General features: G+C 38.9%; 19 protein-coding genes. 9 read left to right on the top strand and 10 right to left on the bottom strand.

Going from position 1 to position 21,523, the window contains the following annotated elements; all coding sequences use genetic code 11:
• Positions 1–82: 82 nt before the first annotated feature.
• The 10 genes from pnp to rimP form a co-directional block, all read right to left on the bottom strand.
• A complete protein-coding gene (gene pnp / locus B7C41_RS01740; protein WP_085297034.1) occupies positions 83–2,206 on the bottom strand; it encodes a polyribonucleotide nucleotidyltransferase in 2,124 nt (707 codons plus the stop codon).
• A gap of 317 nt (positions 2,207–2,523) precedes the next feature.
• Positions 2,524–3,834, bottom strand: a complete 1,311-nt coding sequence (locus B7C41_RS01735; RefSeq protein ID WP_085297033.1) for a hypothetical protein — start codon at positions 3,832–3,834, stop codon at positions 2,524–2,526.
• A gap of 98 nt (positions 3,835–3,932) precedes the next feature.
• A complete protein-coding gene (locus B7C41_RS01730; protein WP_085297032.1) occupies positions 3,933–4,193 on the bottom strand; it encodes a DUF2249 domain-containing protein in 261 nt (86 codons plus the stop codon).
• Between the two features lie 12 nt (positions 4,194–4,205).
• A complete protein-coding gene (locus B7C41_RS01725; protein WP_085297031.1) occupies positions 4,206–4,658 on the bottom strand; it encodes a hemerythrin domain-containing protein in 453 nt (150 codons plus the stop codon).
• 290 nt (positions 4,659–4,948) lie between these two features.
• Positions 4,949–5,218 (bottom strand): 30S ribosomal protein S15, encoded by a 270-nt coding sequence (gene rpsO, locus B7C41_RS01720; RefSeq protein WP_085297030.1) that lies wholly within the window; start codon positions 5,216–5,218, stop codon positions 4,949–4,951.
• Positions 5,219–5,376: 158 nt separating this feature from the next.
• Positions 5,377–6,324 carry a tRNA pseudouridine(55) synthase TruB gene (truB, locus tag B7C41_RS01715; protein ID WP_085297029.1) on the bottom strand — a complete coding sequence of 316 codons (948 nt, stop codon included), beginning with the start codon at positions 6,322–6,324 and terminating at the stop codon, positions 5,377–5,379.
• Positions 6,325–6,326: 2 nt separating this feature from the next.
• Positions 6,327–6,743 (bottom strand): 30S ribosome-binding factor RbfA, encoded by a 417-nt coding sequence (gene rbfA / locus B7C41_RS01710; RefSeq protein ID WP_085297028.1) that lies wholly within the window; start codon positions 6,741–6,743, stop codon positions 6,327–6,329.
• Positions 6,744–6,915: 172 nt separating this feature from the next.
• Entirely contained in the window at positions 6,916–9,600 is a 2,685-nt protein-coding gene (infB, locus tag B7C41_RS01705) for a translation initiation factor IF-2 (RefSeq protein WP_085297027.1), read from the bottom strand.
• A gap of 21 nt (positions 9,601–9,621) precedes the next feature.
• Entirely contained in the window at positions 9,622–11,118 is a 1,497-nt protein-coding gene (gene nusA, locus B7C41_RS01700) for a transcription termination factor NusA (protein WP_085297026.1), read from the bottom strand.
• Between the two features lie 28 nt (positions 11,119–11,146).
• A complete protein-coding gene (gene rimP, locus B7C41_RS01695) occupies positions 11,147–11,608 on the bottom strand; it encodes a ribosome maturation factor RimP (protein ID WP_085297025.1) in 462 nt (153 codons plus the stop codon).
• A gap of 787 nt (positions 11,609–12,395) precedes the next feature.
• On the opposite strand from rimP, the gene rsxA reads away from it, so the two are divergent.
• The 9 genes from rsxA to B7C41_RS01650 all read left to right on the top strand — a co-directional run bounded on the left by rsxA (position 12,396) and on the right by B7C41_RS01650 (position 21,143).
• Entirely contained in the window at positions 12,396–12,977 is a 582-nt protein-coding gene (rsxA, locus tag B7C41_RS01690) for an electron transport complex subunit RsxA (RefSeq protein WP_085297024.1), read from the top strand.
• Complete coding sequence (rsxB, locus tag B7C41_RS01685) at positions 12,977–13,531, top strand: electron transport complex subunit RsxB (protein WP_085297023.1); 555 nt, start codon at positions 12,977–12,979, stop codon at positions 13,529–13,531. The genes rsxA and rsxB overlap by 1 nt, the downstream gene beginning before the upstream one ends.
• An 11-nt stretch (positions 13,532–13,542) precedes the next feature.
• Positions 13,543–16,020: an electron transport complex subunit RsxC gene (gene rsxC / locus B7C41_RS01680; RefSeq protein WP_235839575.1), complete on the top strand. Its 2,478-nt coding sequence runs from the start codon at positions 13,543–13,545 to the stop codon at positions 16,018–16,020.
• A 9-nt stretch (positions 16,021–16,029) separates the two neighbouring features.
• Positions 16,030–17,094: an electron transport complex subunit RsxD gene (gene rsxD, locus B7C41_RS01675; protein ID WP_085297021.1), complete on the top strand. Its 1,065-nt coding sequence runs from the start codon at positions 16,030–16,032 to the stop codon at positions 17,092–17,094.
• Entirely contained in the window at positions 17,094–17,732 is a 639-nt protein-coding gene (gene rsxG / locus B7C41_RS01670; RefSeq protein WP_085297020.1) for an electron transport complex subunit RsxG, read from the top strand. Before rsxD ends, rsxG begins: the two co-directional genes overlap by 1 nt.
• Positions 17,732–18,436 (top strand): electron transport complex subunit E, encoded by a 705-nt coding sequence (locus tag B7C41_RS01665; RefSeq protein WP_085297019.1) that lies wholly within the window; start codon positions 17,732–17,734, stop codon positions 18,434–18,436. Before rsxG ends, B7C41_RS01665 begins: the two co-directional genes overlap by 1 nt.
• Before the next feature lie 85 nt (positions 18,437–18,521).
• Positions 18,522–19,181, top strand: a complete 660-nt coding sequence (gene nth / locus B7C41_RS01660; RefSeq protein ID WP_085297018.1) for an endonuclease III — start codon at positions 18,522–18,524, stop codon at positions 19,179–19,181.
• Between the two features lie 563 nt (positions 19,182–19,744).
• Positions 19,745–20,626: an FRG domain-containing protein gene (locus B7C41_RS01655; RefSeq protein WP_085297017.1), complete on the top strand. Its 882-nt coding sequence runs from the start codon at positions 19,745–19,747 to the stop codon at positions 20,624–20,626.
• Positions 20,627–20,744: 118 nt separating this feature from the next.
• Positions 20,745–21,143 carry a hypothetical protein gene (locus tag B7C41_RS01650; RefSeq protein WP_085297016.1) on the top strand — a complete coding sequence of 133 codons (399 nt, stop codon included), beginning with the start codon at positions 20,745–20,747 and terminating at the stop codon, positions 21,141–21,143.
• The last annotated feature ends 380 nt before the right edge of the window (positions 21,144–21,523 follow it).

Genomic DNA, 21,523 nt, shown 5'->3' with positions numbered 1-21,523 from the left:
GGAGCTAATAAGCTCCCTTTTTATCAACACAAAAACGTTATTAATTGTTACTTAATAACGTTGAGGTTATTTACCTTATGCATTACTCAGCAGCGTTAGCTTCTGGAGCAGGAGCAGCTGGCTTTTCAGCAGCTTCTTTCATGCTCAAACGTACACGGCCTTGACGGTCAACTTCAAGTACCTTAACAGTAACATCTTGACCTTCTGTTAATACATCGCTAACGGCGTTAACACGTTCTTCAGAGATTTGAGAAATATGAACTAAGCCATCTTTACCAGGTAAAACGTTAACAAATGCACCAAAGTCTACGATACGTACAACTTTACCCGTATAAATAGTACCTACTTCGATTTCTGCTGTAAGTGCAGTAATACGTGCAATTGCGTCTTTCGCTTGTTCGCCGTCAGTTGCCGCAATTTTAACTGTACCGTCATCTTCGATTTCAATCGTAGTGCCAGTTTCTTCAGTTAATTGACGAATTGTTGCACCGCCTTTACCAATAATGTCACGAATCTTATCTTGGCTAACTTTCATTGTATGAATACGAGGAGCAAATTCAGAGATATCATCACGATGTCCGCCAATTGCTTCATCCATTACACTTAAGATATGAGTACGTGCAGCTTTTGCTTGGTTTAAAGCAAGTTGCATGATTTCTTGTGTAATACCTTCAATTTTAATATCCATTTGAAGAGCAGTAATACCACCAGTTGTACCCGCTACTTTAAAGTCCATGTCACCTAAGTGATCTTCATCACCTAAAATGTCAGAAAGAACAACAAAGTCATCGCCTTCTTTAACTAGACCCATTGCGATACCGGCAACAGAAGCTTTAATTGGCACACCAGCATCCATTAGTGCTAATGAAGTACCACAAACAGAAGCCATTGAAGAAGAGCCGTTTGATTCTGTAATTTCAGAAACAACACGAACTGCATATGGGAATTCTTCAGCTGAAGGCATTACAGCTAACATGCCGCGTTTCGCTAAACGACCATGACCGATTTCACGACGCTTTGGAGAACCAACAAAACCTGTCTCACCAACACAGTATGGAGGGAAGTTGTAATGAAGCATAAATGCATCAGTTTTCTCACCCATAATAGTATCAAGACGTTGAGCGTCACGTTGCGTACCTAAAGTAGCAGTAACTAAAGCTTGAGTTTCACCACGAGTAAATACAGCAGAGCCATGAGTACGTGGTAATACGCCAGTCATTACGTCCAATGCGCGGATCATTTCAGGATCACGACCATCAATACGTGGTGAACCTTGCGTTATACGACCACGAACAACCGTTTTTTCTAAGTCATGGAATAAATCTTTTGCTTCTTGAACGTCAAGTTCAGCATTTTCAGCCAATAACGCTTCAACAACGCCATCACGAATTTCTTTAATTTTTTCGTAACGTACTGCTTTTTCGGTAATTTGGTAAGCTTCGTTTACTTGACCTTCAGAAAGTTCGGCAATTTTTGCTATTAAATCAGCGTTTTTAACTGGTGCAGTCCATTCCCATTTAGGATTGTTAACTTCTGCAGCCATTTCTTTAATTGCTGTAATAGCAGTTTGCATTTGCTCATGGCCGTACATAACAGCGCCAAGCATGACTTCTTCAGACAACACGTCAGCTTCTGATTCAACCATTAATACAGCAGAATCAGTACCTGAAACAACTAAGTCTAATTGCGACGACGCTAATTCAGATTGTAATGGGTTAAGAATATATTTGCCGTCAGTGTAACCAACGCGCGCTGCACCAACAGGACCACTAAAAGGCATACCTGAAATTGCTAATGCTGCAGAAGTACCTAATAAAGCGATGATATCAGGGGCAATTTCTGGGTTAGCAGAAACAACAGTGATAACCACTTGCACTTCGTTAGTGAAACCTTCTGGGAATAATGGACGAATTGGACGGTCAATTAGACGACAGATTAATGTTTCTTCTTCTGAAGGGCGACCTTCACGCTTAAAGAAACCACCTGGGATTTTACCGGCAGCGTAAGTACGCTCTTGGTAGTTAACTGTTAATGGGAAAAAATCTTGACCTGGTTTTGCTTCTTTCTTACCAACAACAGAGACTAATACAGAAGTATCGTCCATGCTTGCCATAACGGCACAAGTAGCTTGACGAGCAATAACGCCCGTTTCAAGAGTTACGGTATGTTGGCCGAACTCAAATGATTTAGTAACTGGTTTGAACATATTATTAGTTCCTTAAATATTTTTGATTTTAATCAATCTGTACAATTATTTATTCACTTAGTCAGTCATCTTAATATTTATTTAAAGATTAAGGTGTTAACCAAATTCACGCGTTCGCACACGCTAAGTAGAACAAAAAATTATACAGGCTGATTGATTAGTTTTTTGCAATTATAAATTTTGCACGCACATTATACTTAACGATTAGGTTTTTACTAGCGTCAAAGCACAAATGTTGATACTAAAATATATATATATCGAGTGCGGATGACATATAGCTCTGCTTTTAGCATTTTTTCTCTTGCGATAAACAATATTTACTTAGCGCCAGTTATTTTTTCTAAGCTTTGCATATATAAAAATAAACCTCGTAAAATCAAAAACAGCAGCCAACTAAATTCTGCTAGCATCGCTAATGCAAACAACCAATATAATTGCGAAGATGTTAGTGTGACAATTAATGTACAGCAAGAAAAAACATGAAGATAAAGCAACAAACGCCCATGTTTTTTAAGCAATAAATCATGCATGTGAGGTAGGTGAGCCATGGCAGAAAAATTACTTAAGCACAAATTTTGTAAATGGGTATAGGTTAAAAATGGCGTAATTTTTAATAGCATGGCCTCGATGATGCTTACTAGATAAAAATAGATAAAAATCGCACTTAGCACTAGCCCTTTGTTACCATCAAAGACTTTGATAAAAAAAGTGTCAGAGAAAAAATATAAACAAGTCAGTGCAATAAAACTACCTCCAGCTAACTGCCAAAACTGAATGCTTGTATCAGCGACCTTACGCTTTCTTTGCTTAAATAACTTGAGAAAACTCAGATTAAAAATGCTGTACATAGCAAGAATTACAGCAATAACCACCTGTCCGCCTGCGCTAATGGGCGTAAATACAAACAACAGCAATAACAATAATAATAGAGCCCAGGACATATATTTCGCCAACAGCTTAGGGAAGCTCGGCGTAACATGGAACATTGGAACTATTTGTAGGCTTACCGCTAGAACTAATACGCCAGCCCAGCCAAAGCCTCCGAGTAAAGCATGAATATCAGTAAAGTTTTTATCATTAATAAAACCTAAATCAATATAGGGTATTAAGGTTTTTTGTCCGAGAAAAAGTATGCCAAGTATCACAACAGCTACTAGCGACAACATAGCCAACCGCATCCCAATAATGGTGTGTCCTTGACTTAGCTTTTTAATCAATACATTAGTAACAGCATAAATATAAAGTGTGAAGCCTACGCCTAAAGACAACAATGCAATAACGTGTATTATGGTACTTGGGACAGTGAAGCTCCACGATAAAGCTAAAGTACCAATAACGTGTAAACTATGGGACACAGTGGCAACCATGCGAACATTGGCAACACCCACGCCACCAATAACTGGCAAAAATTGATATATTGCCCCCATCATCACCATAGAAATAAAACCTAGCGTGAACAAATGGGTGATCGCCAGCAGAGTTGGTTGCCAACGATTGAGCCAAACTTCTTCACCAGAAAACAATATTATAACGGCAGTAAAAATGAGAAAAATAGCAGCACTGATGAAATACCGAAAAGGCACGCTAATCGGCGGTAAAGCACTAAAAGATAAATTAGCGATATTCATAATTATGATAACTTTAGGTGATTGTTGGCAAAAAGATTGTTCGTATGTTTAGTGATGTCAACAAGCAAAAGTAAATTTTGCCACTAAGCACTTTGCTCTTAAATATTTGAAGCAATAAAATCAGAAAATGTTAACTGATCTTTTTCATTGGCGATATAGATAGCAAAACTTTCTTCTGCCAATCGCTTGCAGTGGTAAAGCCAACCAGTAGCAACTAACTGCTCATATAAAGGAAATGGTTCGCGGCGATGTACAACCTTCAACACAGCACCATTTGGCAATGTTGCAAGCGAGGACAAAATCACTTGCATTGGCTCTGGTGGTGCTAAAGCACTAACATTCACTTCAATAATATTCATTAAACTTTATTGCTAATCGCTTACAGGGCTTTGACAATGTTCAACAACACTGGCTAATAAAGCTTCTGGTGCTGGTACACGCTGTTGTGTCATTGGGTAAAGCATCATTTCTTCTTTCATATTATGCTGCTGCATAAGTACCATTAAGGTTTCAGAAGCGCCAATGTATCCGTCTTTATCATCCGCGCTAAGTGCTTGTAATAAATCAGCGACCAACGCACGCATTTGCTGATGCTCGCCACGCATTACTTGGGTTGGGCCTTGAGTAATACCGGTTGCTTGTTCAAACTCAGGAAATAAAATAGTTTCCTCCGCTTGAAAGTGTAACTCTAACTCTTGAGAGAATTGGCTAAAGGCTTGTTTAGCTAACGACCAGTTATTGTCTGCAACCGCGTTTTCTGCTGCAATAAAAAATTCATCGCACTCGCGATGTTTGGCGGTCATAAATTCAGGGATAGATGTCATAAAATTTTCCTCATCAAAAGTTGAGGATATCTTAGCTTGATTGATAAATTATTCTTTGACTTAGCGTAATAATAACGTTGACCATAGCTAAAATTGACCAGCTTTAATGCAGGTTGCAGTCAACTTAATTCGATTCGTCATTAACTTGCCAAGATTATTGAGCTGGATTTATCATTACCGACTTTGCAGATAGTATTGTTGAGATTTCAAAGGATGGTCAAAATTAAGACATAAAAAAAGGAGCGGTTAGGCTCCTTTTGAAGATCTTTGCTTTTTAAATAAAGCTTGTCTTAACGACGTAGACCTAATTTACCGATTAAAGACGTGTAACGTTCAACGTTTTTGCCTTTTAAGTAATCAAGTAATTTACGACGTTGGCTTACCATGCGTAATAAACCACGACGAGAGTGGTGATCATGGATGTGCTCTTTAAAGTGACCTTGTAAATGGTTGATTTGTGTAGTTAACAAAGCAACTTGTACTTCTGGAGAACCAGTATCACCTTCTTTTTGAGCATATTCTGCAACGATTGCAGCTTTTTCTACAGCATTTAAAGACATAATATTTACCTTTATTTTAGTGTTTTAAAAATCGCGTCGAGCCGAACACTAAATCAGCAGGACGTTCTAAAGAGCGCATATTCTAGCAATATACTCTGTAATTGCAACTAATATCCATCAGCAAAGCTTAAAAGCAAACGAGAGGTTAGCATCAGACTCTACGCAGGTAATACTACAATACGCTTAGGTGCAACTAAGCCATCATCATCAATGTGTCCGACACCAATAAATTCACCCGTTTCAACATCATCACCAATAAAGACTTGTACCAAGCCATCGCTAGGTGCGTTTGAACACTGAACGGGGTTACCATGACGTAAGAAGTTAGCCGACATATCATCAATAAATACGGCTGGAATACCATCACATGCAGTGGTCATTGGTAATAACAATGGATCTAAATATACCGACGGTGCAACTTCTTCTGCTTCTGCCTTTTCAAGTAGTGCTTCTAAGTCTGCAAGAGTTATCATACGATCTGTTGGATAATTACCAACCGCACTGCGGTGCAATTTGGCAACATGAGCGCCACAGCCCAATAACTCACCTAAATCATCAACAATAGTACGAATATAAGTACCTTTAGAGACATGAATATCTAAATCAACTTCATCACCTTCAAAGCGTAATAAATCTAGATTAAATACCGTAATATCACGAGACTCTCTTGGTACTTCAATACCTTCACGTGCGTATTTGTAAAGCGGTTGCCCTTGATACTTTAACGCTGAATACATAGAAGGAATTTGTTTTGTAGTACCTCGAAATGAATCTAGCGCTTTAGCTAATTGCTCATCAGAAACCTCAACCGGTTTTTCAGCAACCACTTCACCATCAATATCACTAGTCGTCGTGCGAACACCTAATTTAGCCGTTACTTGGTAAGTTTTATCGGTATCAAGTAAAAACTGTGAAAACTTTGTTCCTTCACCTAAACATATTGGCAACATTCCGGTCGCTAATGGATCAAGGGCTCCGGTATGTCCTGCTTTCTGCGCAAAGTAAATGCGTTTAACTTTTTGCAAAGCACTATTTGACGACATGTCATAAGGCTTATCAAGCAGCAGCACACCGTTAATCGCACGGCCTTTTCTTTTCTTCGCCATTGTTATTCACTCTCAGGGCTTTCGTCAGCTTCAACTTCGCCTGTTTCGCCTTCATGATTCTTAACGTCTTGTGCAACGGCTTTATCAACCAAGTTACCCATGCGTACACCCTCAACCATAGAGCTATCATAAATAAACCTAAGCTCCGGCATAATGCGCGCTTTAATACGTTTAGCTAACAATGTGCGTATGTAGCTTGATGCTTCGTTTAGTACTTCGATTGAATGATCAACATTTTGACCTTCCAGAGTAAAAAACGTTACAAAGATTTTAGCGTAAGCCAAGTCTCGAGTAATTTCTACTGCATTGACCGTTACCATACCTAAACGCGGATCTTTTACTTCGCGTTGAATAATCATCGCGATTTCTTTTTGAATTTCTTGTGCAACTCGATCGGTTCGAGCAAATTCTCTAGCCATCATAAACTCCTAACAAAAACGGAGGCTAAGCCTCCATTTCTAAATATTATTCCAAATTTCTGTTACTTTAAACTGAAGTTAGCAACTTTTAGAACAAAGAGGAAGTACGCAGTTGACGCATGTCAATGAGTACTTCCGATGCCATTATTAAAGTTACTAGCAAAATATAAAGTTACAGTGAGCGTTTAACTTCAACTGTTTCAAATACTTCAATTTGGTCACCAACACGTACATCATTGTAGTTCTTAACACCGATACCACATTCAGTGCCATTACGAACTTCTTGTACATCGTCTTTAAAGCGGCGTAAAGATTCTAATTCACCTTCGTAAATTACAACGTTTTCACGTAATACACGAATTGGTGCTGAACGTTTAATAATACCTTCAGTAACCATACAACCAGCGATAGCACCGATTTTAGGCGATTTGAATACATCACGTACTTGTGCCAAACCAATGATTTCTTGTTTAAATTCAGGAGCAAGCATACCGCTCATTGCTGATTTAACTTCGTCAATCAAGGCATAAATAACGCTGTAGTAACGTAAATCAATTTTTTCTGCTTCAATCACTTTACGTGCAGTAGCATCAGCACGTACGTTGAAACCAACAACAATAGCATTTGACGCTGCAGCTAATGTTGCATCAGTTTCAGTGATAGCACCTACGCCGCTACCAATGATTTTAACTTTAACTTCGTCAGTTGAAAGCTTAACTAATGAATCTGAAATAGCTTCAAGTGAACCTTGAACATCAGATTTAAGTACCACATTAACTTCAGAAACATCACCTGTAGCCATGTTAGCAAACATGTTTTCAAGTTTAGATTTCTGTTGACGAGCAAGTTTCACATCACGGAATTTACCTTGACGGAATAAAGCAACTTCACGTGCTTTTTTCTCATCTTTAACAACAGTTGCTTCATCGCCTGATTGTGGCACGCCACTTAAGCCAATAATTTCTACAGGAATTGATGGACCGGCTGATTGAATAGTACGACCATTCTCATCACGCATAGCACGCACACGGCCATATTCTAAACCACAAAGTACGATATCACCTTGGTTCAATGTACCTTCTTGAACAAGTACTGTAGCAACTGGGCCACGGCCTTTATCAAGTTTAGATTCAACAACAACACCATTCGCCATTTTATCAACTACTGCTGTAAGTTCTAAAACTTCAGATTGTAGCAATATTGCATCAAGTAATTCGTCGATACCTAAACCTGTTTTAGCTGATACGTGACAGAATTGAACGTCACCGCCCCATTCTTCAGATAAAACATCGTGTTGTGATAGTTCACTTTTAACGCGATCTGGGTCAGCACCCTCTTTATCCATTTTGTTTACAGCGATGATAATTGGCGCTTCAGATGCTTTCGCATGCTGAATAGCTTCAATTGTTTGTGGCATAACGCCGTCATCTGCTGCAACTACAATAATAACAATATCAGTTGCTTTAGCACCACGTGAACGCATCGCGGTAAACGCGGCATGGCCTGGAGTATCAAGGAAAGTGATCATACCATGACCCGTTTCAACGTGATAAGCACCAATATGCTGAGTAATACCACCAGCTTCGCCGTCAGCTACTTTCGCTTCACGAATATGATCAAGTAACGATGTTTTACCATGGTCAACATGGCCCATAATAGTAACCACTGGTGCACGAGTAATCGCATCACCTGAAGCTCCACGGTCAGATAATACCGCTTCTTCAAGGGCATTTTCTTTCACAAGTACCACTTCACGGCCCATTTCTTCTGCTACTAATGCCGCAGTTTCTTGGTCGATCACTTGGTTAATGGTTGCCATAGCGCCCATTTTGAACATCGCTTTCACAACTTCAGCACCTTTAACAGACATTTTATTTGCCAATTCTGCTACTGAAATCGTTTCACCAATACGTACTTCATTAAGTTTAACTTCAACAGGTTTAGTGAAACCATGCTTCAAGCTTTGAGGTGAAGATAAGCTTAACTTGCCTTTGCCTCTAGCATTGCGGCCACGATTATTTCTGTCTTGGCCAGCAGGTTTTTTCTTCTTGCGTCGACGTCCACTTTCATCTGCAGAATCACTTTTATCTTCCGCTTCTTGTGCGTACTTAGAAGAAGTTAAATGTACTACTTCTTTTTCTTTCGCTTTACGTTCAGCTTCTTGCTCTTTCCAACGGGCTTCGTTTTCTTCAGCAAGTTTACGCGCTGCTTCTGCTGACAATCTAGCTTCTTCTTCAGCTTTTGCTGTTAATTCTGCTTCTTGTTGCAAACGTAATTTTTTCGCATCTTCAGTTTCAGCTGCCGGAGTTGGCTTAGTTGCCGACTCTTCTATGCTTTTCGCTTTTGCTACTGCTGCTTGCTTAGCTTTAGCTTCTGCTTCTGCTTTAGCTTCTGCTTTAGCTTCTGCTTGTACTTCAGCTTTAGCGGCTGCAACTGCACGTGCATTTTCAGCTTCTTTAGCATCTGCTATCGCTTTAGCTGCTGCATCTGCTTCAGCTTTGATACGTGCTTCTTCAGCAATTCTTGCTTCTTCTTCTGCTTGTTGTTGCTCTTCTACGTCGCTACGTTTTACGTAAGTACGTTTTTTGCGAACTTCAACTTGCACTGACTTAGCCTTGCTACCATGACCAAGCACTAGTGTTGATTTTTTCTTACGGCTAAGCGTCATTTTACTTGGGCTAGCGTTTGAATCATCACCGTGTTGCTTTTTCAAATGATCAAGCAGGGTTTCTTTTTCTTCTTGCGAAACAGAATCAGTGGCCGATTTATTCACGCCAGAGTCAGCCAATTGGCTAACTAAGCGATCCACCGGTGTACCGATTTCATTGGCAAGTTGTTCTACTGTTACGGTTGCCATCTATATTTTTCTCCCGGTGAGTTATTCTTCGTTAAACCAACAAATGTTACGAGCAGCCATGATTAGCTCTCCCGCTTTGGTTTCATCTAATTCTTCAATGTCTGATATTTCATCAACGCCTTGTTCAGCAAGGTCTTCAAGTGTTCTAACACCTCTACTTGCTAATACAAACGCTAAATGACGTTCTAAGCCAGCAAGATTTAATAAATCTTCTGCAGGCTCAGCACCTTCTAGAGTTTCTTCACTTGCTAACGCTTGAGTGGTAATTGCTGCTTTAGCACGTTCACGCAATTCTTCAACTGTATCTTCATCCATACCATCAATATCAAGCATTTCAGCTACAGGTACGTAAGCAATTTCTTCTAATGAAGTAAAACCTTCTTCTACTAACATCAAGGCAAAATCTTCATCAAGATCTAGCTTTTCAGTGAATAGTGTTAATACTTTATCGTTTTCAGCTTGATGCTTCTCGTTCATGTCTGCAACAGTCATAACGTTAAGCTCCCAACCAGTAAGTTGGCTTGCTAAACGTACGTTTTGACCACTACGGCCAATTGCCATCGCTAAATTACCTTCTTCAACGGCAATATCCATGGTGTTTTTGTCTTCATCAACAATGATTGAAGCAACTTCAGCTGGAGCCATTGCATTGATAACATATTGTGCTGGGTTATCATCGTATAAAACGATATCAACACGTTCGCCACCAAGTTCGCCTGATACTGCTTGAACACGTGAACCACGCATACCAACACAAGCACCAACTGGGTCAATACGTTTATCGTTACTTTTTACAGAAATTTTCGCACGAGAACCAGGGTCACGAGCTGCTCCTTTGATCTCAAGCATCTCTTCGCCAATTTCTGGCACTTCAACACGAAATAGTTCAATTAACATTTCCGGTTTAGTACGGCTAACAAATAATTGTGCGCCACGTGCTTCAGGATTAATGTCATAAAGTAAACCACGAATACGATCGCCCGGACGGAAACTTTCGCGTGGTAACATATCATCACGGTAAACAATCGCTTCAGCGTTATTACCTAAGTCTAAAATTACGCTATCGCGGCTAGCTTTTTTCACTACACCGGTAATAATCTCACCAATTTGTTCTTGGTAAGCATCAACAATCAACCCACGTTCTGCTTCACGAATTTTTTGTACAATAACTTGCTTCGCTGTTTGTGTTGTTACACGATCAAATTTAACTGACTCAATTTGATCTTCAACAAAATCACCAACATTTAATTCTGGATCATCATATTGTGCTGCTGCCAAACTAATTTCAGCATATGGGTTTTCCATCGGCGTTTCGTTTTCATCAACAACTAACCAACGACGGAAAGTGTCAAATTCACCACTTGTACGGTCAATACTGACTCGAACTAAAATTTCGCCTTCATATTTCTTTTTAGTCGCAGTTTCTAAAGCGGTTTCCATCGCTTCAAAAATGCTCTCTCGTGGTAATGCCTTTTCATTAGAAACAGCATCTACAACCAGTAATATCTCTTTACTCATGCTAGTTAGCCTTTCTCATTATTTTAAATTATTTTTTGTGGTTATAAACAAGGTGAGCCTTGTCTATATTACTGATAACAAGTTCATACTCTTCATTATCAACCATGACGATTAAACTATCGTTTTCAATAGCAACCAATTTGCCTTTGAATTTACGACGACCATTTAATGGCATTGAAATTTTTACTTCGATAGTTTCATCAATAACCGCTTCATATTGCGATTTTTCAAAAAGAGGACGATCAAGTCCTGGTGATGAAACTTCTAAGTTGTACTCACTACTAATAGGGTCTTCTACATCTAAAATTGCCCCTACTTGACGACTAACTTCTGCGCAGTCATCTACATCGATACCATTTTCGTGGTCGATAAATATTCTTAAAACCGAGTGGTTACCCGCACTGATAAACTCAACGCCTAATAACTCCTTGCCAGTTTCTTCAACGGCAGGACGCAACATTGCAGTCAGTTTGTGTTCAAATTTAGCCAATCATTTTTCTCCAATTTGGAAGAGTTCAGAAACAAAAAAAGGGCATATAGCCCAGCGATACACTTGCTGTTATTGCACCTTTTCATGTTCTTAAGATACAAAAAAGCCCCATTACGCGGGGCTTATTTCACTGAACCCACGATGTAAGTCAAATGAAAATTTGACTTTTTACAACAATATCTTAGATAACTGAATCTACGTTGATTTAATTATCTTCTCAGTGAAATATTGCTATATTTAAGCTAGGCGGATTATATAGAGTTGAACAAGCTATAGCAAGCTAATTTTATCCTCATTACTCACATAAAACTGTAGATAAAAAATGCTGCCTCAACAAATAAGTTACACATACTCAACTACAAAGGTTTATTATTTTTTATTAATAATAAGGTACTAATAAAATCGTGCAATAACGTCGTAAACTTATCATTCAACATAGCCTAAACAATGTTAAGTCATAGGCAGAAGGTAAACTAAATGCTCTGCTTTTATATGTATGCTCAAATCGCTTAAAATACACTACCTAGCGAGTCGATGAGGACTACCACCAAGACACTAATTGAAGAAGCTAACCATTATCTGCATGCTACACGCCCTTTAGCACCCTCGCTCAACTTTATCACTATGCTTCCAAGTGACTTGAATATATAACTTAATCTTTTTGACTGTTTTTCAACCACAATTTATTTCTTCAGAAGAAAAATCAATAACCTTACGCTTACTATGTTGTTTATTCCTTGATAAACACGGATAATGGCATGAATTTTTATTGCAAAATAACTCTAAAATGACTGATTACCTATTGCTGTTAGTTGGCACAGTATTAGTAAATAACTTTGTTCTGGTTAATTTTCTCGGCCTATGCCCTTTTATGGGGGTATCGTCTCGTACAGAAACAGCCATAGGCATGTCGTTTGCCACAACTTTTGTTATGACTTTAGCTTCATTATTAAGCTATGTTGTTAACACTTATATACTCGCTCCGTTAGGTCTTGAGTACTTGACAACGATGACTTTTATTTTGGTCATTGCCGTTGTCGTACAATTTACTGAAATGGTGGTACATAAAACCAGTGCCAATCTCTATCGTTTGTTAGGTATATTTTTACCCCTAATTACCACTAACTGTGCTGTGTTGGGTGTGGCGATATTAAACCGCGATAAACAGCATAATTTTTTCGAATCAGTCATTTACGGCTTTGGTGCTGCAGTTGGCTTTTCACTGGTATTAATTATGTTTGCTGCTATGCGCGAAAAATTGGCCAATGCTGATGTACCTAGCCCTTTTAAAGGCTCTGCAATTGCCATGATTACGGCCGGGTTAATGTCATTAGCCTTTATGGGCTTTACTGGCTTGGTAAAATTTTAATGAGCGCTATTATTGCAATTTTAGTTCTCGGCGTTATCGCCGCCTTATTTGGCGCTTTACTAGGCTATGCTTCAGTACAGTTTAAAGTTGAAGGTGACCCGCTTGCCGAACAACTTGACGCCCTTTTACCACAAACCCAATGTGGCCAATGCGGTTACCCTGGTTGTAAACCGTATGCAGAAGCCGTTGCTAATGGTGAAGCCATTAATAAATGTGCACCCGGTGGCGAAGACACCATCAAGAAAATTGCCGACTTAATGGGTGTTGAGGTTCAGCCTTTAGACGAAAATCATGAAACCGATAACACACCAAAAGTTGCTTTTATTATTGAAGAAGATTGTATTGGCTGCACCAAATGCATTCAGGCTTGCCCTGTTGATGCCATTTTAGGTACCACAAAACAAATGCACACTATTATTGCTGACGAGTGTACCGGCTGCGATTTATGTGTTGCTCCTTGCCCGGTCGATTGTATTGAAATGATCCCGCTTGCAACAACAACACAAAATTGGCAATGGGATTTAAGTACTATCCCCGTTGTACAAATAGATTAGATGAGGTCTGGGTGGAATCAGTAATAGAACGCATACAAAAAGGACACTTTTCACATTTTCACGGTGGTATTCACCCACCAGAGCAGAAGTTTCTTACTAGTACTAAGCCTATCGCCAGTGCTCAAATTCCTGAGCAATTAATTATCCCTGTTCGCCAACATATTGGTCAGGCAGGTGATATTATTGTTGCTGTAGGTGACAAAGTACTTAAAGGCCAAGCATTGAGTGCGAGTAACAGCCCAATGCAACTCCCTGTTCATGCCCCTACTAGCGGCATAATTTCAGCCATTGAGAATGCGGTAATACCTCATCCTTCAGGGTTAAGTGAACTTTGTATTATTATCACCCCTGATCACGAAGATACTTGGCGCAAGCGCACAATATGCCCTGATCACCATTTACTAAGTAAAGATCAAATTTTAGAAAAAATTGCAAATTCTGGTATTGCAGGCATGGGTGGTGCAGGCTTTCCAACACAAGTAAAAGTAAGTACCTTAGCTAAAATTAATTACTTAATTATAAATGCCGCTGAGTGTGAACCTTATATAACTGCTGATGATTTACTAATTCAAGAGCATAGCCCTACAGTTTTGGACGGCATAAAAATACTTGATCATTTATTAGCACCAAAAAACATCTTAATTGGCATTGAAGACAACAAAGCCAAAGCGATAGAAACCTTGCAAAAGGCCACCGCTGATATTGCACACATTCATGTTTGCGTCATTCCTACTAAATACCCTAGTGGCGGTGAAAAGCAACTGATTAAAATTTTGACCAACCAAGAAGTCCCTAGCGGCGTATTACCGAGTTCCTTAGGAATTGTGATGCAAAATGTCGCCACCTGTTTTGCTATTGCCGATGCGGTAATTAATGATACCCCCTTAATTAAGCGTGTCGTCACGGTCAGTGGCCAAGCACTAGACAAGCCACAAAACATTTGGTCATTAATTGGCACTCCTGTAGGCTTTCTAACCCAGCATTGTGACTACAAGAATCGGCAGCATAAACACTTGATTATGGGTGGCCCTATGATGGGCTTTAGCCTTTCTAATGATCAAATCCCAGTGATAAAATCAACTAACTGTATTTTAGCGCCAAGTGAAGCAGAAATTGAGTCACCTTACTCTACGGGAACTAAAGAAGTTGAATGTATTCGCTGTGGACAGTGTGCAGATGTTTGTCCTGCGCAGTTATTACCGCAAGAATTACAGTGGAGCGCAAAAGCTAAAGACCAACAACAGCTAACGAAACTTAACTTATTTGACTGCATAGAATGTGGCGCTTGTGCATATGTGTGCCCAAGCCAAATTCCACTCGTACATTATTACCGTGTCGCCAAAGCAGAAATACGTCAGCAAAAATTACTCGATATCAAAGCCGAAAAAGCCAAGGTTAGATTTGAAGCACGTAAAGAGCGACTCGAACGTGAAAAAATCGCACGAGCCGAAAAACATAAAAAAGCTGCAGAAGCTCGAAAAGCGAGAATGAATTCAGGCACCAGTGAAGCTAAAACTGAAAAATCAGCTGTAGCAGCTGCACTGGCCCGTGTAAAAGCTAAAAAAGCACAAGCATCCACAGATGACCACAAAATAAACAGCGAACCAGAAAGTACTAACGAGCAAGCTAGTGATAAAAAAGACCAAGTGGCAAACGCTATTGCCCGCGCTAAAGCCAAAAAACTGGCTAAGCAAGCTCAGCTAAAAGAAGGACAAGCAACAGAAAATCTCACCACTGATAATGACAAAGAAGCATCTATCAGTGCCAAGCTAGACAATGTCACCGTATCAGACAAAAAAGCTAAAGTTGCTGCCGCTATTGCTAAAGCGAAAGCAAAAAAGTTACAGCAAGCAGAGAATAGTAATGATTCACTAAGTACAGACACTCAGGCAAAATCTGATGAAGACAAAAAAGCTAAAGTTGCTGCCGCAGTAGCCAAAGCTAAGGCCAAAGCGAAAGCAAAAGCCGCGGAAAGAACTCAAGACGATAAACCTGATGTGTTAGTCGCTAATGATAACGTAGCGTCAGCTATAGACGTTGATGCTTCATCAGCAAAAATTGACATAGCATCAACGCAAAGTGCAGCTGAATTGAAAAAAGCAAGAATAGCCGCAACTATTGAAAAAGCTAAGGCAAAAGCAAAAGCAAAGTCATCACTAACAGAAGAAACCATTAAAACAGAAGCAAAGTCATCACTAGCAGAAGAAACCATTAAAACAGAAGCAACGGCAATAACAGAAGCACCAATACCAGGTGCAGCCGAATTGAAAAAAGCTAAAGTAGCAGCAGCGGTAGCAAAAGCTAAGGCTAAAAAGTTAGCCGCACAGGCACAAAAGGTCGCAGAGCCAGAAAATAGCGAGCAAGGTGATGACGACAATGTAATAGCGTCAGCTACTGATAGCAAAAAAGCGCGTATTGCAGCAGCAGTCGCAAAGGCTAAGGCCAAAAAACTTGCTGCTGACACAAATAAATCACCAACTTCAGAGTAATTAACAGCCATGGCATTTTGGATAGCAAGTTCCCCGCATAATCACCAACAGAGTGAAACATCAGGCCTGATGAGACTGGTTATTTATGCCACCATTCCGGGCATATTCGCACAGTGGTATTTTTTTGGTTGGGGCAATTTAATTCATATTGCCATGGCGATTACTATCGTTTTAGTTGCAGAGTTTGCTGTTCTTTCGCTTCGAGAGAAAAAAATTCGCCCACAGCTATTTGATGGTAGTGCCATACTAACTGCCGTATTGCTGGGTATTAGCTTACCTGCTCTAGCGCCTTGGTGGATAACAATCATTGGTAGCCTATTTGCTATTATCGTTGTTAAACAGCTTTACGGTGGTTTAGGCCATAACCCCTTTAATCCGGCAATGGCTGCATATGTTATGTTGCTTATTTCTTTTCCTGTGCAAATGACACAATGGCAGCCTCCTCTACCACTGCTGGCAATTGATTTACAATTTGCTGATACATTATCATTAATTTTCTCCGGCTATACACCACAAGGTTATTCAGTAGAGCAAATACGTACCCATGTCGACGGTTTCACGATGGCAACACCACTCGATACTGTAAAAACTAATATTACTTTAGGCTTAACTGTCGTAGAAAGTATGGAATCACCGATCATCGGTAAACACTTCGGCATTGGCTGGGAATGGATAAATGCGGGCTTCTTATTAGGTGGCTTATTTCTCCTAACAAAAAAAGCCATTCACTGGACAACCCCTTTAAGCTTTCTAACAAGTTTATTTATTTGTAGCTTTATTGCTTTTATTCTTAGCCCCGATAGCAGTGCTTCAACCATGTTTCACTGGTTTAGCGGCGCAACAATGCTCGGCGCGTTTTTCATATTAACTGACCCAGTATCTGGCGCAACAAGCGTTAAAGGCCGGCTCATATTCGGCGCTCTTGCCGGTTTATTGGTTTATTTAATCAGAAAATTTGGCGGCTACCCTGACGCCGTCGCTTTTGCCGTGCTGCTTTGCAATATGGCCGCACCATTAATTGATCAATATACACGCCCTCGTACATACGGTCACAACTTGGGAGTGAAAAAATAATGTCAGCATTAGCACCAGCTATTAATAAAAACGCAAAACTATTGATGTTGTTTGCCGTTGCTTGTACCGCCGCCGTCAGCTTAGTTCACTTATTAACAAAAAGTCGTATTGAACTACAAGCGCAACAGCAATTAATTAGGCAACTAAACGAAACCATTGATGAGAATCGTCACGACAATGCAATGTTTCGCGACTGTATTATTGCCCCTCAAGGTGACAAAGAGAACTCGAGCGTAGATGTTATTTATCGAGCAAGAATGAACAACGCCCCCATTGCAGCAGCAATAAAAACCGCTGCACCTGATGGCTACAACGGCAATATTGAGCTACTGATTGCCATTAACAATGATGGTAGTGTTAGCGGTGTTCGTACCTTATTACATAAAGAAACGCCTGGCTTAGGCGATAAAATAGAATTAAGAAAAAGTGATTGGATCACTAAATTTTCAGACAAAAAAGTAATCGGTGAAAATGATAACCGTTGGGCGGTTATCAAAGACGGTGGTATGTTTGATCAATTCACTGGCGCGACGATTACACCAAGAGCAGTAGTCAAAACAGTCAGAAAGACGGTTGATTATTTTAAAGCCAACCAAGACGTTATTTTTAATACAGAAAGTAATTGTGGAATTAAATAATGAAAATTGATGCAGAATATAAAGAATTAGCATGGCAAGGTTTGTGGAAAAATAACCCTGGCTTAGTGCAGTTACTTGGGCTTTGTCCTCTGCTTGCCGTAACCTCTACCGTCGTGAATGCTTTAGGTTTAGGCATTGCGACTATGTTTGTATTAATTTGTTCAAATGCTACTGTTTCTGCTATTCGCCAATGGGTACCAAAAGAAATTCGTATCCCAATTTTTGTACTTATCATCGCCGCATTCGTCACGTGTGTGCAATTACTAATGAACGCTTTTACCTACGACTTATATCAATCATTAGGTATTTTTCTGCCGCTGATCGTTACTAACTGCGCCATTATTGGCCGAGCTGAAGCTTACGCATCTAAAAATCCGGTAAAACAAGCCAGCTTTGACGGTTTAATGATGGGACTTGGTTTTTTAGCTGTGTTAGTCATTTTAGGTGGCATACGAGAAATACTAGGCCAAGGTACTTTATTTGACGGTGCAAACTTATTATTAGGCACTTGGGCAACAGAGCTTAGAATAGAAGTATATAAACTCGACAGTCAGTTTTTATTAGCCATTTTACCGCCAGGAGCGTTTATTGCCATGGGCTTTTTAATCGCCGGTAAAAACGCTATTGATAATAAAATTGCACAAGCAAAACCAAAACAATTAGAACAGGCCATTGAGCGCGTTAGAGTAAACTTTGAAAACTAACTTTACTGAATAGTTACCTAACTTGTTATTGGTTTTTAGTAACAGTAACTTTGATACATAAAATAGCTAAAGTAATACCAATCAAATGAATAAAGACAAACGATTAGAAATGCTAACCCGCTTGCGGGACAATGACCCAACACCAACAACTGAATTGAATTTTTCAAGCCCATTTGAGTTGCTAATCGCGGTATTGCTGTCGGCGCAAGCAACAGATGTTAGCGTCAACAAAGCCACAGATAAGCTGTACCCAATCGCCAATACACCACAAGCAATTTTAGACTTAGGCTTAGATGGCTTAAAGTCTTATATCAAAACTATTGGTTTATTTAACACTAAAGCAGTAAACACGATTAAAACCTGCCAAATGTTAATTGATTTACATGCCGGTGAAGTACCTGAAGATAGAACGGCTTTAGAAGCCCTGCCCGGTGTCGGCAGAAAAACGGCCAATGTGGTACTTAATACCGCCTTTGGTCAACTAAAAGATAATGAAGGTAATTACTTTCTGGCAGTAGATACTCATATCCAAAGACTGGCCAATCGCACAGGTTATGCTAAAGGCAAAACAGTAGAACAAACAGAACAAGCTATCATTAAAAACACCCCTAACAAAACAGAGTTTATGTTCAATTTACACCACTGGTTTATCTTACATGGCCGCTATACCTGCGTTGCCAGAAAGCCGCGCTGTGGATCTTGTATGATTGAAGACTTATGTGACTTTAAAGAAAAAACCGAATAATTAGAGACGTTCATTTTCATAAGTAATGTAGGTTATCACTTGTAGTGTTTTCTTATCTAACGACAGCCCTTCCATGTTAATGCACATAACTAAGCAGTTATTTTCATCGATAGTTTTTTCCTTTATCAGCATTCAAGAAATATAGAACTATCTTTATTCTAATAGCAGCTAAGCGGTCAATACATTTGCTCACCATAAAACTGCTAATGCTAATTTTTCTAGCATTGAAGACATTTGCCTAAAGTTTCTAAACTTAGGTTTTTTAATTGTATTTATAAAAAATACAAATAAAGAAAAAATTCATACTCATATCAATAAAAACATTTTTTATCATATGTGTTTTTGTACAGTTGAAGTGAATTCCCTATTTCTACCAATAAAAAGGAATACTTCTCGCTTTCAAGCAAAACCGATTTAAACGTATCGATCTAATATATTGATATATATAATATATTTAAGTATCATCATAAAATGTAAATTTGAAAGTAGGAAATAATCCTTATTTAAACAAGGATTATTTCCTACTAATAAGTTGTTAGGGCACTAGGAGTATAATTCAACCTATGTATGATGTAGACGAGTCATTTGAAACAGCCCGTGAATTTTTCAATTTCTTACTTGAAGATAATATTTTTGAACCTAAAAGTGTTTTTGATGTAAGTGAAAAAGTGACAAATAGTTATATTTTCCGTGGTCAAGCTCAGAAAGATTGGGATTTATTACCAACTGCTCATCGAGAACCTAATAAACTAGAGAATTATACGCCTCAGCCACCACACAAAGGCGAAAAAGAGCGCAACGATTATGTATGTTCACACACACATGCTGAAATAAGATCGGTATATCTTTTTTTAGAGGCAGCGGATCATGTAGGATTAAAAACCCCTATTGATTACAGCCTTTTTAAAGGCCAAGTCGATGGTTCCGATGATATATTTAAACCAACACTTTTACCTAGCATAGCCTTAGCTCAACATCATGGTGTATCGACTAGGCTATTAGATTGGACAGAATCACCTTTTATTGCAGCCTATTTCGCTGCAAATTCAGCATTATCTCAAGACGATGATTCACATTTTTCGATTATTTGTATGTCTACCCATTTATTAAAAGATCTAAGTAGTATCAGCGTAATATCTGCGCCAAAAGTAAATAATAGATTTTTAGGCGCTCAACGTGGATTATTTACAATAATCAACAGTGCGAATAGTTTTTTTAATACTAATGGTAAATGGCCTTCATTAGAGGATATTATTAATGGAGAGAGGCCTAATAAATTTTATATGAGGCACGGTGTAATTCGTTTCTCTTTACCTGTATCTGAAGCAAAATCATTATTAAAGTTACTTTATAAACTAGACATCTCAGAATTAACTATTATGCCGTCCCTTGAAAATGCAGCAAAACATTTCAAATATAAAAAAGACCTTTGGGGTAAAGTATAAAAGTGCCCTAACAAGCACTTCAAACGGAACAAAAACAGTTGGTTAGGTTCCGCTTCGCTTCACATTTTAACCAACAATTTTTGTCCGCTTAAGTGGGCGTTAGGTAACAAGGAGAGTTATGAGAAACATTCTACTACTGGTTCTACTTTCAACTATTTCCTATTCTTCTTTTGCAATAAATGACTTTAGCTGTGTGGTCAAAGACGTATACAAACTCGATGATTCAGGCACGCTAATTACTAAAGCTGGCTTTGTTACTCCCGATGTTGGTAGTACCTTTATTGTTAATCGCCAATCAGGTCAAATTACTGGTGAAAAAATCACTAATACAATGTCTGGTGTTATGCCAAAAGTTTACGATGTTTTACCTAGTGAAAATACTTATAAAGCAATCACTGTTTATCCGTATACTATTGATTATATAGAGATCCAAACTCACAAAAAATCTCAAGAAAAGCCTTTTGTGTACAAAGGTGCGTTTGGGGAAGTAATTACTGGTCTATGTACGGTGTCATAGTTACCTAACAAGAAAATAAAGCGGGACTGCTAACAGTTTGCTCGGTTTCGCTTCGCTTCACATTTTAGCAAACTATTAATCAGCCCCTTATTTGGGCGTTATGTTTTTAGGGAGGTTGGTTGAATATTTTCCAAAAATTTATCGTTGGTGAGAGTACAATCGTTATTTCTATTTTTTTGTACACTAACCAATATTTACATGCAGCACTCCATCTAGGTTTAACTATATATTTAGTGAATAAACTTAAAAATGTTAAAACGGAATTTAGTAAGGAACAATAACTCATGGAATTATTAGGTTTATTATTTCTAATTTTTATAATCATTGCCCAATTTGTAGAGGGGTTTGCTTTGGTTAATATAGTGCAATTTTTCAGAGGT

Source organism: Cognaticolwellia mytili, assembly GCF_002104475.1.
Classification (GTDB): domain Bacteria; phylum Pseudomonadota; class Gammaproteobacteria; order Enterobacterales; family Alteromonadaceae; genus Cognaticolwellia; species Cognaticolwellia mytili.
This window is presented reverse-complemented; position numbering and strand designations above follow the sequence as displayed.

Bases quoted from the DNA above. Each gene is read 5' to 3' on its own strand.
- B7C41_RS01725 (WP_085297031.1), bottom strand. From the start codon at position 4,658: ATGACATCTATCCCTGAATTTATGACCGCCAAACATCGCGAGTGCGAT.
- B7C41_RS01650 (WP_085297016.1), top strand. From the start codon at position 20,745: ATGAGAAACATTCTACTACTGGTTCTACTTTCAACTATTTCCTATTCT.
- rsxG (WP_085297020.1), top strand. From the start codon at position 17,094: ATGTCAGCATTAGCACCAGCTATTAATAAAAACGCAAAACTATTGATG.
- rsxD (WP_085297021.1), top strand. From the start codon at position 16,030: ATGGCATTTTGGATAGCAAGTTCCCCGCATAATCACCAACAGAGTGAA.
- nth (WP_085297018.1), top strand. From the start codon at position 18,522: ATGAATAAAGACAAACGATTAGAAATGCTAACCCGCTTGCGGGACAAT.
- rsxB (WP_085297023.1), top strand. From the start codon at position 12,977: ATGAGCGCTATTATTGCAATTTTAGTTCTCGGCGTTATCGCCGCCTTA.
- rpsO (WP_085297030.1), bottom strand. From the start codon at position 5,218: ATGTCTTTAAATGCTGTAGAAAAAGCTGCAATCGTTGCAGAATATGCT.
- nusA (WP_085297026.1), bottom strand. From the start codon at position 11,118: ATGAGTAAAGAGATATTACTGGTTGTAGATGCTGTTTCTAATGAAAAG.
- rsxA (WP_085297024.1), top strand. From the start codon at position 12,396: ATGACTGATTACCTATTGCTGTTAGTTGGCACAGTATTAGTAAATAAC.
- B7C41_RS01735 (WP_085297033.1), bottom strand. From the start codon at position 3,834: ATGAATATCGCTAATTTATCTTTTAGTGCTTTACCGCCGATTAGCGTG.
- pnp (WP_085297034.1), bottom strand. From the start codon at position 2,206: ATGTTCAAACCAGTTACTAAATCATTTGAGTTCGGCCAACATACCGTA.
- rbfA (WP_085297028.1), bottom strand. From the start codon at position 6,743: ATGGCTAGAGAATTTGCTCGAACCGATCGAGTTGCACAAGAAATTCAA.
- B7C41_RS01655 (WP_085297017.1), top strand. From the start codon at position 19,745: ATGTATGATGTAGACGAGTCATTTGAAACAGCCCGTGAATTTTTCAAT.
- B7C41_RS01665 (WP_085297019.1), top strand. From the start codon at position 17,732: ATGAAAATTGATGCAGAATATAAAGAATTAGCATGGCAAGGTTTGTGG.
- infB (WP_085297027.1), bottom strand. From the start codon at position 9,600: ATGGCAACCGTAACAGTAGAACAACTTGCCAATGAAATCGGTACACCG.
- B7C41_RS01730 (WP_085297032.1), bottom strand. From the start codon at position 4,193: ATGAATATTATTGAAGTGAATGTTAGTGCTTTAGCACCACCAGAGCCA.
- truB (WP_085297029.1), bottom strand. From the start codon at position 6,324: ATGGCGAAGAAAAGAAAAGGCCGTGCGATTAACGGTGTGCTGCTGCTT.